Genomic DNA, 14,364 nt, shown 5'->3' with positions numbered 1-14,364 from the left:
CCTTTGATTTTGTATTTTTACTATATCATAATTAGGTAGTTTTTCATATAAAACATAGATTTTACTACAAAATACAAAGGTACAAAATAGGTGCATCAGTTAGAAAACTAATGCACCAATCCTTCTAATACTTTAAACCGTTTTATGAACCGAATTATGATTTAAATCGTCACCGTAGCGCTCTTTTTCAATTTGCTGCAGTGTTTTCCCTCGTGTATTCGGGGCGAGGATAATGCCAATCACCATATGAATCGCAAGGAAAATAATCATAACAATACCAGCAACCGTAAAACCTAATGTGTCCATTAATAATGGCAATATAAATGACCAGACAGCAATCCCTGTTCTGACGATAAAGTACATTAATCCTTGTGCGCTTGCACGATATTTTGTCGGAAAAAGCTCACTTGTCCATAATGCGTAAAAGGCTTGAGCACCTATACCTGCTGCTGCTCCCCACAGGATGACAAAGGCGATGAGTGTCGGCCACGTCATTGGCATGAAGGTTAGGATAATCCACGCAACAAGTCCCATACCAGCGCCAATTCCAAATAAGGCCTTCCTGCTGACTTTATCACCGAGCTTCATAAACAAGAAATAAGTAGTTAAGACAGTAAACAACCATAGGAATGCTTGCAGTAAGTTGGCTTGCCCTGTGCTTAAACCACCGACATTTTCATAAATATATGGCATGAAATAGCCCATTGCGCCTGCTGTTAAATTCCAGAATAAATAGATACCGATCAATAGCACTAACGCACTGCGATTTGCTTTTAATGTAAACAATTCTTTTAAAACATTCGTTTTTACTTTGCCTTGTAATGCCTCCGCCTTTTCCTTTTCCTGCTGTTCTTCCCAAATTTTTGACTCATCCAAGCCTCGGCGTATATACCATGTTACAAAAGCAATGACTAGCAAGTGGAGGAATATTATCCTTGAACCAGCTAACCCCATTGGTGCAAGTACAACAGCTAACACAAACGTTAATGTCGGACCGATAGACCAGGCCATTTGAGCGGTTCCAACATGTGCTGCCCGTTTGTCCTGTGGTGATTCCTCTGCAATATATGTCCATGAAACGGGAACGCCTGCACCAACTGCCAAACCGGTAATAATTGTTCCGATAAGCAGCATCGGGAAATTGACAGATGCTGCTATAAGAGCAACACCAATCATATAGACAAGCAAATCATAGCTGAAGATGAACTTTCGTCCGAATTTATCTGTTAATGGTCCGCCAATTAATGCGCCAATCGCAGCACCGAAAGCATTTGCACTCAATGCACTTAAAAGTCCCACACCCATACTGTCAATATTTAAGTATGCCTGCCATAATGTTAAGCTGCTCGCTGCTGCGATGATGGAGCCTGCTTCGATATAGTTGGCCATTGCGACAGCAATCGTGGCTTTCCAGCCTGTTACATTTTTTGCCGCAAATTTCTTCGTTTTTGTCATTTTCTCTCTCTCCTTTTAAAACTTAGCGACTATAAGTGGCTAGTCCATATGAAAAACTTCTTTTAATGGAATAGTGACAGGACTGTTGTCTGCATTTGTTTCCATCAACGGCTCCATAAATTCCCACCATTTTTGGTTTATAGCTGTTGTGGGCATCTTGCTCCATTTATCTTCATCCTCTATTTCCACATAGCCGAACAATTTGCTTGTGTCTTTATCAAGGAAAATCGAATAATTGCTAGCTCCATGTTTGCGTAGAGCATCAATGAGCTCTGGCCAAATTTCATTATGACGCTGCTCGTATTCTGTTTGCTTATCAGGATTAACATTCATGATAAAACCTTTGCGAATCATCGTATTACCTCCTGTTATGTAAAGGTTTTCATTTTGTTGTTAGATTATATTGCATCTTTTTATATAAGCCTTTCCCCCTTAGGGGAAGGCATTTAATTAGCGCTTTAACAATACTTCTTGTTCATAGGTTTTCACATTTTCCAGCCATGTTTCTCTAACAGGGACATCCATTTGTTCACAATAAAAATCCCAAACAGCGCCAAATGGATATGTTTTAAATTCCTCCATTAATGCTAATCTTTCGGTAAAATTACCTTCCTCTTGCAGCTGTTTTAATTTTGCATTCGGCATTAATAGAGCATGTAACAGAGCTTTAATCATATTTCTTGTACCAATTGTCCAAGCAGCAACACGATTGATGCTTGCATCAAAGAAATCAAGACCAATCAGCACTTTGTCTGTTGCATCATTACGAACAATTTCAAGGCCAATTTCTTTTAATTCATCATCAAGGATAACAACATGATCACTATCCCATCTTACTGGTCTAGAAACATGAAGTGCCAATTTATCTGAAAACAGCAGCATCGAGGAAATTTTATTTGATACGGTCTCTGTTGGATGATAATGTCCTGTATCCATTAAGCAAAGCTTATTGTTCTTTAGGCTGTACCCTAAATAAAATTCGTGGGAGCCAACAACATACGATTCTGAACCAATCCCAAATACTTTACTTTCCACTGCATCGAGATTATATTGCTCATCTGTTTTTTCCGCATAAATTTTATCGAGAGACTCCTTTAAACGAATACGTGGTGTGAGTCTGTCTGATGGAATGTCTTTATAGCCATCAGGAATCCATATATTCGTTAAAGCAGGAGTACCTAGTTCTTTGCCAAAGTATTCTGCGATTTTTCTGCTTTTAATGCAATGCTTGATCCAAAACTCGCGAATACCTTCGTCTGGATGGGAAAGTGTCAGACCGTCCTCCGCTTTTGCGTGTGAAAATAATGTTGGGTTAAAGTCCAGACCCAAGCCATGCTGCTTTGCCCAAGCTACCCAATTTTCAAAATGCTTTGGTTCAATTTCATCCCTTTCGACTACCTCACCATTCGTCTCTGCATAAATCGCGTGTAGATTGACTCTATGCTTCCCAGGGATAAGGGATAACGCCATTTCCAAATCGCTGCGCAGCTGTTCTGGCGTTGTTGCTTTACCAGGATAATTACCGGTAACATCAATACCCCCTGATAATTCACTCGGATTTGCTTCAAATCCGCCAATATCATCCCCCTGCCAGCAATGGATGGAAATCGGGATTTGCTGCAATTTTTGTAAAGCTGCCTCCACGTCAACTCCCCATTGCTCATATTGTTTTTTTGCTGCTTCAAAGTTTTCTTTGACAGACATATTTTAGCCTCCTCATATTGGTTGTGCTGCTTCGTATCCTTTCACATCAAAGGAATGCTTAATTAATTTCCTTGCTTCGTGTACATCCTTTATTTCACCTAATGCAATCAATTGGGAAACAATATTCCCAACGGCTGTTGCTTCAACAGGTCCGGCAAACACTTGCTTTTTTGTTGCATCAGCAATCAGCTGGTTCAGCAGTTCATTTTGGCAGCCTCCGCCGATTATATTAATCTTCGTAAATTTCTTTTCGAAAATCTCTTCAATTTCATCAATAGCTGCAACATAGCATTCAACTAAACTGTCATAAACACATTTGGCAACCTCACCTGGAGTTACTGGAATTTCCTGATTTGTTTCTGCACAATAGTTCTGAATCGCAAGAATCATGTTGTCTGGATTTAAGAAGCGGTCATCATTAACATTGACAATAGATTGAAAGTTTTTTGCTGCTTTTGCAAGCTCAACGAATTCTGCAAATGAGTATTCATTATCGTAGTTTCGCCGCACCTCCTGAATCATCCATAATCCCATAATGTTCTTCAAAAATCGGAAGCGGTAATCAATGCCGCCTTCATTCGTGAAGTTGTAATCCAATGCTTTTGTTACACAGATAGGAAATTTGTTTTCAACACCGATAAGTGACCATGTTCCGGAACTGATGTAAATCGTCTCATCATGCTCAGGTACAGAAATAACAGCGGAAGCAGTATCATGTGTTGCCGGCAAAACTACTTTTAAGTTGAACCCGAATTCCTCAGCAAGCTCCGCTTTAACGTCTCCTAAAATAGTGCCTGGCATCTTAATATCCTGGAACATTTCTGGCTTGATGGAAATTGCATCAAGCAGCTGTTTATCCCACTTTTTCGTAAACGCATTAACTAACTGTGTTGATGTTGCATTCGTATATTCATTCACTGCTTTTCCTGTCAGCAAATAGTGAAAATAATCAGGTACCATTAAAAACTTGTCTGCTTTATCAAGGCTCTCTGGATTTGATTTCTTTAATGCGCAAAGCTGGTAAATCGTATTGAATTTTTGAAATTGAATACCCGTTTCCAAATAAATTCTTTCCTTGATGATTTTCTGGAAAACTTCCTCCATCACACCATCTGTTCTGTCATCCCTGTAAGAAACAGCCTCTGTCAACAAATTTCCATTCTCATCAAGGAGCACAAAATCCACTGCCCATGTATCAATCCCGATACTTTCTGGCCTAACTTGAAGGTCCTGACATTTTTTTATCCCTTGCTTTATTTCGACAAACAGCTTATGTAAATCCCAACAATAATATTGTCCTTTTTTGACAATGCTGTTTGAGAAACGGTGCAGTTCATCCAACACGAGTTTTCCTTCGTGTATTGAACCGAGCATCAGCCGTCCACTTGAGGCTCCAATGTCAACAGCCAAAACAGATTTGTTCATTTTCTACCTCTCCTTGAGTCCCAATTGAAAACGTTTTCTAATCCTTATTCTAAAGAATGTAAACGCATAAAAAAATAACGTTATTTTTCTTATTTGTTGTCCTTAAATTCCTTAACCCCTCAAAAGAACGCAAAAAAAACTGGCAAAAATCGCTATTTTGCCAGTTCTTTTCTTAATTCCTTCGGTGTTTTTTTATATTTTTCTTTGAAAATCCGATAAAAGTAGCTGATATTATCATAGCCCACTTCCTCCACAACTGTCCGTACAGAAAAGTCTGTTGTTTCTAACAGCTCCTTTGCTTTCATAAGCCGTTTTTCCTGTATTAAATCCTTAAAAGTAAACCCAGTTGCCTTTTTTATATTTTTACTTAAGCTTGAGCTTGATTGCAGCAAGCGCTGTGCAAGCTCCTGCAATGTTCCATTTTTATAATGCTCCTCAATATATTTCAATGATTCAACGACGATAAAATGCTGAGAGGAGGCAGATTGATTTTTCGTTATTTTATCTGTGTTTTTCACCAGCTCAATTAAGAGAAGCCCCATGTATAGCTTCATCTTTGATTCTGCCATAAGGGAGCCGTCCGTTTCTTCTTTTATAATTTTTTCGACTAGCTCCTGAATCTCTTCGACTTCTGAAACGGCATAATATAAATATTGTCCATTTTGAGTATGATTAAACAAGCTGTTTATGAGAAATTCTGTAATGATGTTTTCACCATTTAAATATTGAAAAATAAATTGAAAAAAGAGCGGCTGGATGATGAAGTTGATTATAAGATCATCATTCCCACAAGCCTCTATTTCATGCTCAATATGCTGATTTAAAAAAAGCAGCTCGCCTTTTTTCAATGTGATAGAATCGTTATCCACCTTTTGCTTTAGTTTGCCTTTTACGACGTAATTGATTTCAATATAGTTATGCCTGTGCTTCGGAAAGTCAATAAATCTAGTATGCTTCCTTACCGTTATCATTTTGTTTTTATCAAGAAATTTTTCACTTTCGATAATAAAGTGGCGCTGGCTCGTATAAAGATCCTTCCTGACCTTTTTTTCCTGTGATAAAATTTCGATTTCTTCCTCTGTCAGTTCCATCAACTGCTTTAAAAGGAGTGTGTCCAACTAAATCCCCCCCACTTCAAGACTAAAGTCTTCTTTTCTATCTTACTAACAATCTTAAAGATAAGGCAACTAGAAAATGAAAACGTTTTACTATATAAAAGAGGAAGTGGTTAAACTTTTTAAGTTGTGATCTCTTATTAATTTCTTTAATGAAGATTAGGGACTCACACCTAAATATAAATACCCCTGAAATTTAGTAGAATTATATCAATAAAAAAACCAAGCAATACGCTTGGCTTTTTCTGAATTGTTTATTCGCAAGTTGGTTACGAAGCATTTTCAGATAAAAGTTTTTCACAATCCTCCACATTAAGTGGCCGACTGAATAAATAACCTTGCAGTTCATCACATTTCACTTCTGTGAGGAATGCTTTTTGGTGTTCGTCCTCTACTCCTTCTGCAATAACCTTTACGTTTAATGCTTTTGACATCATGACAATCATGCGGACAATTGCCGTATCCTTTTCGCTTTTTTCCAATGATGTAATAAAGGAGCGATCAATTTTCAGCCTATCAATCTGGAACTTACTTAAATAATGAAGAGAAGAATAACCTGTTCCGAAATCATCAATAGCTATATTGAAGCCCATTTCTTTGAGAATAGCAAGCTTGGACATATTTTGTTCAATCGGCCCCATCGCGATGCTTTCCGTTATTTCCAATTCAATATTATTTGGATTTGCTCCGGTTTCATGGATGATTGCCTTTACCATATTAACGAAATTCTCTTGCTGAAATTGCAAGGAGGAGATATTTACTGCGATTCGTAAATTGGCGAACCCCTTTTTCTGCCAGCTAACAGATTGTCTGCAGGCTTCCCATAATACGCATTCGCCTATCGGTAAAATGAGCCCTGTTTCCTCTGCAATCGGAATGAATTCACCAGGGGGCACTAAACCACTTCCAGGTCTTTCCCAGCGAACCAATGCCTCGAATCCGACAATCTCACCAGTATCTATTGAAATTTGCGGCTGGTAATGAAGGATGAATTCCTTTCGTTCAATCCCTTTTCGAATCGAGCGTTCTAGCTCCATAATGGACTTCATACTCATATCACAATTGTATATTTTAAAATGATCCTTGCCATTTTCTTTTACTTTGTACATGGCAGTATCTGCTTTCATCAGCAGTGCATCCAAGTCACTGCCGTGATCAGGGTACATGGCGATGCCTATACTTGGGGTGATATTTAATTCTACACCCTTAATAATATAAGACTCTCTTGTTTTTTTGAGAATCGTTTCAGCGAGCTCTTCTATTTGGCAGATGTCTGTATTCTCAATAAGCAGTGCATATTCATCACCACCAATTCTAAAGACAACCCCATTTTGCTTAATGCTTGAAGTGAGCCTTTCCCCTACCTCTTTAAGAAGCAAGTCTCCATATGAATGGCCAAGACTATCATTAATATGTTTAAACCGATCTAAATCCAAAAGCATAAAAGCAAGCTTTTTGCCTGGACTGTTGTTTTCCAATGCTTGAGAAAGCCGCTTCTCCATATAACGGCGATTTGGCAGACCTGTAACAACATCGTGAAAGGCAAGGTACTCCATTGAATTGATTATCTCAACAAGCTTATCTGTCCTTTCCTTTACCTTTTGTTCCAGTCCTTCATTCAGCTTATTCAAATCCTCGACTAACCGATCATTTTCGAGCAATGTAAAAACCTGTCTTATTATCAGCAGGAATATGCTTATGGATAAACCAAGGAAAACTGGATGTTTATCATAAAGCATATACGTAAAATAAAGAGTTAACAGCAATACTCCAAAATACGGGATTATATGCTTTATATAGATGTTCTCTGTTTTCATTCCCGCATGTGACTGTAGCTCAACCGAAAAACTATCCTTCTGATAAATCCCTGAAAAACCAATAAGCAGGATGGACAAAATCCATAAAGGTTCATTGATGCTGCCGACTGAATAAGAATTAATCACTTTAAGGTAGGTAAAAATGGTATCTGCAATAATTTGGGTAAGCAGTCCTGTAACTAATAGAAAAGTGGTTTGCTTTGACAAGACACGTTTCGAAGTATTAAAAAGGCTAATTACTCCAACAAGGACAATTAGATCTAGTATCGGATAACTTAATTCAGTTATAGAAAAGCTTAAATCTTCATTATGACTAACCAAAGGTCTTATTAAAAATATCCAGCTAAAGGCTGTCGCTGCTGACATAGCAATTAAAATGTCGAGTAAAAAGCGAATCGTCAAAAGTGAGCTTTTAATCTGATTAATTAAAACAAGTAAGGAGAAAAAGTAAAACACATTTTGAACAATAAAAAACTTCTCAGCTAATTTACCAAAAACACTGTTGCCATCCAAAATAAATTGATTATAGCTCCACAGCAATGTACCGATCAAATAGACCAGGACTCCGAAAGCAAGGAGGAGCCAAAAGCTTTTTGCTGCGTTTTTAGTTTTAAGGCCAGTTGATATAATCCAGTAAATAGATGCGCTGCACGCAAACAGTTGGAATGTGACGCCACCCCAATCCAGTAGCTGCTGATTGCTGCTGAAGATGATATTCCAAAGGATGTTTGCCATAATAAAAAAAACGATAAAGGAATAGGCAAACCTTTTTGTATTGAGACTGTACATCTATTTCTCCATTCTTAATTTAATATCGGTTTTCTTATCATATCTTTTGTTTGAATCAACCACGAAAAACTATCCTTGTTTTCATATATTCCTTGTGGATAAAGGATAGAAGGAATAACATAGTCTCCTTTATAGTATATTTTTTCACCAACAGTTTCCAGTGGTATTTTATAGACGTTTTTAAGTGCCTTATAAAACAGCCTTTCAAGCAAAACAACACAATGAGTTATTTGGCGGGATTCTGAGTATTCTACAAACAGTGATAATAGTCTTTCCAAGTTTTTGCCGCGATGCTGCTTCAAAATGGCAACCTTATCAATTTCGATAACATGGTCTAAATTTAAAGTTTTCATCTTCTCTAGCTCGTAAAAGGGGAACACACTGTTTATGTTGTTAGCTGGATCGAGGGAATATTGCTTAAATTCAATTGTTCCTACCTTTTGGTCCATTGCATCAATAATTAAAAACCGATCTGCAGGGATTTCAGACATTTCAAATCCGTATCCCTTTTCAAGCCAACACTCCATCCAGATTTGATTAAACTCGTTAAGCAATGCAAATGAATCAACTTTCATATACACATTACTACCTCCCAAAATATCAACCTTTTTTATTTTTTAAGTACGTATGCAAGCTATATTATACTTATTTTTATCCATACTAGTATCAAAAATAGACAAAAAAAATCAACAAAATGAAAACGATTTCCAACTGATTCCACTTCTGTAATTTTAGTAGGTGATTTTTAACTGCTATTTAGAAATATTTAACTTTATTTGGATACGTAAAATTATTTACTAGCTTTTTCTTTTATCGAAAAAAACTGCCATTTGGCAGTTAAAGTCATCTCCTATTAAACTACTTTTCTAATGCCAACAGTCGTTTTCAGCAATGCAAAAAAATGGCCTTGTTACAAAAAAAATGCTGAAACTGCTGCTGCACTTTTGCTGTTAAAAGTTGGGGTATGTTAAGACGCTTTGTTTCACCGTAATTTTTCGCAAAAAATAAGAGGCTGCATAAAAGCAGCCTCTTATTTTTTTGCTTATTTGATGGCAGTAATCACCATCTGCTCACCACGCTTTGCCTTAACGGTCAATGTCAGCTTTTTGCCCTGGTTGTCGTATAAGCTGTTTAAGATTCCATCAGTTCCTGCTTTTGCTGCATAAGTAATACCATCTGTTGTTATAAAACGGACCGTACCATCTGGACTAATCCCGCCAATTGTTGCTTCAACCTTTATCAAGCTGTCAGAGGCTGTTATTGCAGGTATATTGATTACCTGGCCAATACGTAATTTTGTTGCATCAACCCTCGGATTGGCTTCCTGTAATAGGGAAACAGAAATTCCGTAGCTTTTACTGATTTTATAAAATGTGTCACCTTTTTTTATTGTATAGGTTTTGCTGTCTGTCTTGGTCACAGCTTTGCTTGGTTCACTGCTTGGCGCAGTCTTCGTTAAATAGGCACTGCTGATATAAGCCTTTTTCCCTTTATACTCAATTTGTGCCCAGCCATTTTCTTCTGATTTTACTGTAACCTTCGCTCCTTCTTTAAATGAGCCAATCACAGCAGCTTTTGTGGATGGATTTGATCTTACTCTTAATGTGTCTGCTGTCACATACTTCGTAACAGACTTACTGACAGAATTAGAAGCGTTAGCTTTAACGTCTGTCAAATAATCAGCGCTTACATATGCTAGGCGTCCATCAATAAGGATACCAGCCCAACCATTTTTCGTGAATGATACCTTAACGATTTCTCCTTGCTTCTTTTTCCCTATAATACTGCTGTCCGTTGTTGCTTTTGAGCGGATATTCAGCACTGTCGCAGTCACTTTTTTGTCTTGCACCTTTGGAAGAAGAATTTTATCTCCGTTAGATACATTGCCGTTCACTGTAAGTATTGCTTCTGCTGTAACTCCGTGCTGTTTCGCAATTTCAGTAACTGTCTCATTCTTTTTTACTTCATATGTATATTCTTGAATGCAGGCTGATGCAGTACTGGCACCTAACGAAAATAAAATAGTAAATATACCTGTTACCACCAGACGTTTGGCAGGACTTTCCTTCACAAGTTTTCTGATACTAGCAACATGCTCCATAAAGCTTGCCTTAATACGTTCAAGAACACTTCTAATATTCCAAGCATCTCTTATATCTAAGCTTGAAATGTTTTTTTCCAGTTCTCTTTTTTCCATTCTAGTAGTATAAACTGGTTTGGTCATATTTCTTTCTTTTCTTAAGACCTTCAGCTCGCCGTCAGTTCCTACTAAGCTTGTCATACAAAATTACCCCCATAATATATATATATCAGCATCTTGTTTGCTTTGTATATTTATGATAAGTCATCTCGGAAAAAGAATATATGCGATAAACGTAGGATTCCATCCTATAACTTTTTGCCCAAAGATTACCAACATCCTGTCAATTCTCTTCATGGATCCAACTGAAAGTTACCAAAAACGAACGTTTTTTCCAGACATAACCATTTTAACATGCGGATTTTTTACAATATAATACTTTTGGATTAGTAATTTCTATATTTTTCTTTTTTATATTTATATGCTTTTTACGCTGTATTCAATCCTAAAATATAGTTATTTGCATATTTTAGGTACAATTCCTCTGAATAGTAATGCCCTATGGACTAACCGACTTTACATGTGGATTACTTGCTTGTACTTCGATTTCTTTTTCTATAGTATATTTTTTAACTTCCCCAAAGACAAAAACACCCTATAGAGAGACCTTTTTTCAAAGTGTCAACTCTATAGGGTACATTTTAATGAAGCTTAATGTCTTCCTTAACAGTTACTTTATCATGAAGTAAATGAATTCTAGCCTTGCAGAATCCATCATATACGTTGAATGCAGCACCTGCTATAAATAAGAAAATTCCTCCACCCACTACCCACATTCTGAATTGATTCGGGCTTATAGTAAGTAAATCAGTCATATACGTAATAAACTCGTGGCTCAATAAATTTGGATCCATTAATATGATAATAAAAACAAGTGTTATTACAATCTCGAAGACAGTATTGCATATTGCCATTCTTTTTGTCCATTGTCCCTTGATCAATTTATATAGAGCTAATACTATTTCAATTCCTATCACAATAACAACGATTGGCCAATACCGAAGTAAAACCTCATGATTGAAGGCTGGTTGCACATATTCCAGTCTGGATCCATCGGCTTCATAGACACCAACAAGCTGATACGCATAAAAATAAAGGGTTGCCCAGACAGCAGTCCACATTAAATTTCCGAATACCTCTAATTTAGAAATGGCTTTTTTCTTCGGAATATAAGCGATATTTTTCAAATCATCTGGAGTCCATTTTTCGAAGCTGGCTGTTAAAGGCTGGTTATCCTTCTCTTTATCTGTTCTTTCGATAAAAGCAAAAACAAGTGTGAACCAAAAAAATGTTTGGATCCCTACTTCAATCATTCGCCATATGCCAATCCCTATTATATCCATTACATCCTTAATGTCTGCTCCATGTCCATTGTAATCGATAAAATATACTGTGATGACCGAGATTAATGAAATAACTGTGGCAATCGGCAATATCATTTTTAATAACGTCACATATACATCAAAATACCGCGGCCCAATTAGGTACATCGGCTGATCTCTATAACCGCTAGCCAATTTTACCGGACTTCCTAATTTTTCAAGAACCTTCTTTACATCTTCCTCACCATAATCATCAGGCAACATATCCTCTATCGTTGACCGCAACTCAAGTGCAATATCCTCACGGTTCTTTTCCCCCAGCCTTCGAGTAACCTCCTGAATATAAACCTCAAGTAAATTCATTTTCTTCCTCTCCCTTTAATAAGGTATACAGTTCCCTTGAATTCTCAATCCAGTCTTTTTTTAATTGCGTAAATATCTCTAAGCCATAATCACTTAAAACATAGTACTTACGAGGTCTACTCTCAGATGTATCCCAACTACTCGACACTAACTCCTGTTTTTCCAATCGGCGAAGTAATGGATACAGGGTACTTTGATCAATAGAAATACCTGATTGCTCCAATAACTGTACAAGTGAATATCCGTACTGGGGGGTTCGTAATTGGCTTAAAACCGCTAATGTCAACGTCCCTCTCCTAAGCTCCGTCGTTAATGAATTTAATAAATTACTCATTCACCCACCTCATTTTTCTTTACTGGATGTTATACAGTATATAATTTATACTATGCATCATACACTATAATTGACATGAAAATAATTTGAAAAAAGTAAATTTTCAGAGAAATCAAGATAACAACCGCACTAAATCTGAAAGACAGGATAATGTTAAAACATTATTAAAAAAGCTAAGCTGATTGCTTCACCCCAAAAGTTAAAGTTGAAATCTAACTTTTGGGGTGTTAATGAGATATCCAATTCCTTAGCAAGATCTTTAGCTTTACTGAATGACATCTTACGATTAAATAAAGTGCTTGATAGGTCTATCGAATACGAGAAAGTGGAGACCAGATCAATAAAATGGCTTTTTTCAAAGCATTCATGTCTGGAAATACTTTAATGTTTGAGTTGAGCAGCAGCTCTTGTTTTAATGATTCGTTTTCGTCTAAAACAAAGATTTCGGATTCAACTCTATAAATATCAGGTAAATTAGAATTTGGTGTCATTAATAGAACAACTAAATCATAATCCTCTATACTGCGGATTTGTTTATCTTCCTATACATAGTTAATATCTAACCAATGCTGCAAATAGATCTGCATTATTAGCTAGCTGAAATTGATTTAAATTAAACCGTTTAGCGTAAGATGATTAGTCTTTCTACATCATCTTCAATAGTGATTTGATTAAATTTCATATTCATACATCTCTGTTTACTATTTGTTATATTTTAATACGTGAAAAAACCTCTAAAACAACTCCTATTATTTTAGAAGTATGCTCTAGCGGTTTTGTATTTCCCTGCAAGAATAGTGGATTTGCTTATTTATACAAAAAGAGGAAGATGAAAGAATATCCCTCTCCAAGTTACTTTTCTTTTTTAATATTAAACTTTTCTCTTATTTTCCCTAACAACTCTTCTACAAGACCACGGTTGTTAGGGTATTTTTCGAGATATGTAGTACAATCCTCTTCCAAATACCGGTAGAAGGTATCATAATCTAACACAAATTGTAAGTCCTCTTTAACAGCAGGTTCATCAAAATAATAACAAACCCCTTCTTCTCCGAAATAGTCCTCTTCCCATTCTTCCCAGTTATTCGCAAAGACAAAGCGACAATACTCATCTCCATAACCTATTTCCTTTGAGATACATTCTAATATATGTAAGAAATCTCCATCTCCCATATGCCAGTAAAACTGCTTAATTAATTCCCTATGATTTTCCTTTTCAGTCAAGTCAAACACCTCATTTTTAGTCAATTTTCGGGAAGAAGTTTGTGATTTCACCAGTTTCCTCATTTAAATATCCTCTGAAGCGTAAACCATTTGATGATATTCCATCTATATTCCTATTATTAATTGTACAATTTCTCATTGCATCTTTACCCCATTCTATTAAATCTTCATCTGAAATGATACTTGGGTCATAAACCGTTTTCGGTTGATGAACAACTTTTAATTCTCCCGGTATTATAATACCTTCTCTATCTAACTTAGGAATACCGTATTTTATTTCAAAAATCCCTTCAATAAATGGATGCTTTTTGGTAATTAAAATACATTCATCGATATCCCAACCATTATCTTTGAAAACTTTCATAAAATTATCAAGGTTATGTCCCCCAACGACACCTTTATTACCTTTCCTTACTATACTCTCCACTTTGATAATATGCGTATCAAATCCATCTTTAAATTTCACCTCATCACCAAGAACTCTAGAAACAGCGCTTCCTCTTCCAGAAAGCATGCTAAGCATTTCTTCTTTCTCTTTGCTGATAGGTTCTTGCTTCATCGGTCTATGGGCTTCTATGTAATCATCTAAGTTGTCGATTCAATCAGCAAACACAGTCTTTAAATATAAACTAATTAACCTGGATTGTCATAAATGACTGTTTTAGTAGCAATTTGA

At 36.5% G+C, this 14,364-nt stretch carries 12 protein-coding genes; all 12 read right to left on the bottom strand.

The window, feature by feature from the left end:
* Window positions 1-132 precede the first annotated feature (132 nt).
* The 12 genes from NQZ71_RS11350 to NQZ71_RS11295 all read right to left on the bottom strand — a co-directional run bounded on the left by NQZ71_RS11350 (window position 133) and on the right by NQZ71_RS11295 (window position 14,247).
* Complete coding sequence (locus NQZ71_RS11350; RefSeq protein ID WP_144455659.1) at window positions 133-1,455, bottom strand: MFS transporter; 1,323 nt, start codon at window positions 1,453-1,455, stop codon at window positions 133-135.
* A 39-nt stretch (window positions 1,456-1,494) separates the two neighbouring features.
* The gene (rhaM, locus tag NQZ71_RS11345; protein WP_144455657.1) at window positions 1,495-1,809 is read right to left on the bottom strand and encodes an L-rhamnose mutarotase; all 315 of its coding nucleotides are present in this window, start codon (window positions 1,807-1,809) and stop codon (window positions 1,495-1,497) included.
* 96 nt (window positions 1,810-1,905) lie between these two features.
* Window positions 1,906-3,159 carry an L-rhamnose isomerase gene (rhaA, locus tag NQZ71_RS11340; protein ID WP_144455655.1) on the bottom strand — a complete coding sequence of 418 codons (1,254 nt, stop codon included), beginning with the start codon at window positions 3,157-3,159 and terminating at the stop codon, window positions 1,906-1,908.
* 12 nt (window positions 3,160-3,171) lie between these two features.
* Window positions 3,172-4,584, bottom strand: coding sequence for a rhamnulokinase (gene rhaB / locus NQZ71_RS11335; protein ID WP_275007674.1), 1,413 nt, complete (start codon window positions 4,582-4,584; stop codon window positions 3,172-3,174).
* A 152-nt stretch (window positions 4,585-4,736) separates the two neighbouring features.
* Window positions 4,737-5,702, bottom strand: coding sequence for an AraC family transcriptional regulator (locus NQZ71_RS11330; RefSeq protein ID WP_275007675.1), 966 nt, complete (start codon window positions 5,700-5,702; stop codon window positions 4,737-4,739).
* 266 nt (window positions 5,703-5,968) lie between these two features.
* Entirely contained in the window at window positions 5,969-8,305 is a 2,337-nt protein-coding gene (locus NQZ71_RS11325) for a putative bifunctional diguanylate cyclase/phosphodiesterase (RefSeq protein WP_317010627.1), read from the bottom strand.
* A 14-nt stretch (window positions 8,306-8,319) separates the two neighbouring features.
* On the bottom strand, window positions 8,320-8,886 hold the full coding sequence (locus NQZ71_RS11320) for a hypothetical protein (protein ID WP_317010626.1): 567 nt from the start codon (window positions 8,884-8,886) through the stop codon (window positions 8,320-8,322).
* A gap of 461 nt (window positions 8,887-9,347) precedes the next feature.
* On the bottom strand, window positions 9,348-10,586 hold the full coding sequence (locus tag NQZ71_RS11315; RefSeq protein WP_317010625.1) for an SH3 domain-containing protein: 1,239 nt from the start codon (window positions 10,584-10,586) through the stop codon (window positions 9,348-9,350).
* A gap of 500 nt (window positions 10,587-11,086) precedes the next feature.
* Window positions 11,087-12,130, bottom strand: coding sequence for an HAAS signaling domain-containing protein (locus tag NQZ71_RS11310; protein ID WP_317010624.1), 1,044 nt, complete (start codon window positions 12,128-12,130; stop codon window positions 11,087-11,089).
* Window positions 12,117-12,464, bottom strand: a complete 348-nt coding sequence (locus NQZ71_RS11305; protein ID WP_260053941.1) for a PadR family transcriptional regulator — start codon at window positions 12,462-12,464, stop codon at window positions 12,117-12,119. Before NQZ71_RS11305 ends, NQZ71_RS11310 begins: the two co-directional genes overlap by 14 nt.
* A gap of 852 nt (window positions 12,465-13,316) precedes the next feature.
* On the bottom strand, window positions 13,317-13,688 hold the full coding sequence (gene cdiI, locus NQZ71_RS11300) for a ribonuclease toxin immunity protein CdiI (RefSeq protein ID WP_317010623.1): 372 nt from the start codon (window positions 13,686-13,688) through the stop codon (window positions 13,317-13,319).
* Between the two features lie 16 nt (window positions 13,689-13,704).
* On the bottom strand, window positions 13,705-14,247 hold the full coding sequence (locus NQZ71_RS11295; protein ID WP_275007681.1) for a CdiA family toxin C-terminal domain-containing protein: 543 nt from the start codon (window positions 14,245-14,247) through the stop codon (window positions 13,705-13,707).
* Window positions 14,248-14,364 lie beyond the last annotated feature (117 nt).

Source organism: Niallia taxi (assembly GCF_032818155.1).
Lineage (GTDB): Bacteria > Bacillota > Bacilli > Bacillales > Cytobacillaceae > Niallia > Niallia taxi_A.
Note: the sequence above shows the minus strand (reverse complement) of the source record. Positions and strands in the feature narration are given on the sequence as shown.

Excerpts from the sequence above, each read along its gene's own strand:
- rhaA (WP_144455655.1), bottom strand. The coding sequence starts at position 3,159 with ATGTCTGTCAAAGAAAACTTTGAAGCAGCAAAAAAACAATATGAGCAA.
- NQZ71_RS11295 (WP_275007681.1), bottom strand. The coding sequence starts at position 14,247 with ATGAAGCAAGAACCTATCAGCAAAGAGAAAGAAGAAATGCTTAGCATG.
- rhaM (WP_144455657.1), bottom strand. The coding sequence starts at position 1,809 with ATGATTCGCAAAGGTTTTATCATGAATGTTAATCCTGATAAGCAAACA.
- rhaB (WP_275007674.1), bottom strand. The coding sequence starts at position 4,584 with ATGAACAAATCTGTTTTGGCTGTTGACATTGGAGCCTCAAGTGGACGG.
- NQZ71_RS11315 (WP_317010625.1), bottom strand. The coding sequence starts at position 10,586 with ATGACAAGCTTAGTAGGAACTGACGGCGAGCTGAAGGTCTTAAGAAAA.
- NQZ71_RS11305 (WP_260053941.1), bottom strand. The coding sequence starts at position 12,464 with ATGAGTAATTTATTAAATTCATTAACGACGGAGCTTAGGAGAGGGACG.
- NQZ71_RS11310 (WP_317010624.1), bottom strand. The coding sequence starts at position 12,130 with ATGAATTTACTTGAGGTTTATATTCAGGAGGTTACTCGAAGGCTGGGG.
- NQZ71_RS11325 (WP_317010627.1), bottom strand. The coding sequence starts at position 8,305 with ATGTACAGTCTCAATACAAAAAGGTTTGCCTATTCCTTTATCGTTTTT.
- NQZ71_RS11350 (WP_144455659.1), bottom strand. The coding sequence starts at position 1,455 with ATGACAAAAACGAAGAAATTTGCGGCAAAAAATGTAACAGGCTGGAAA.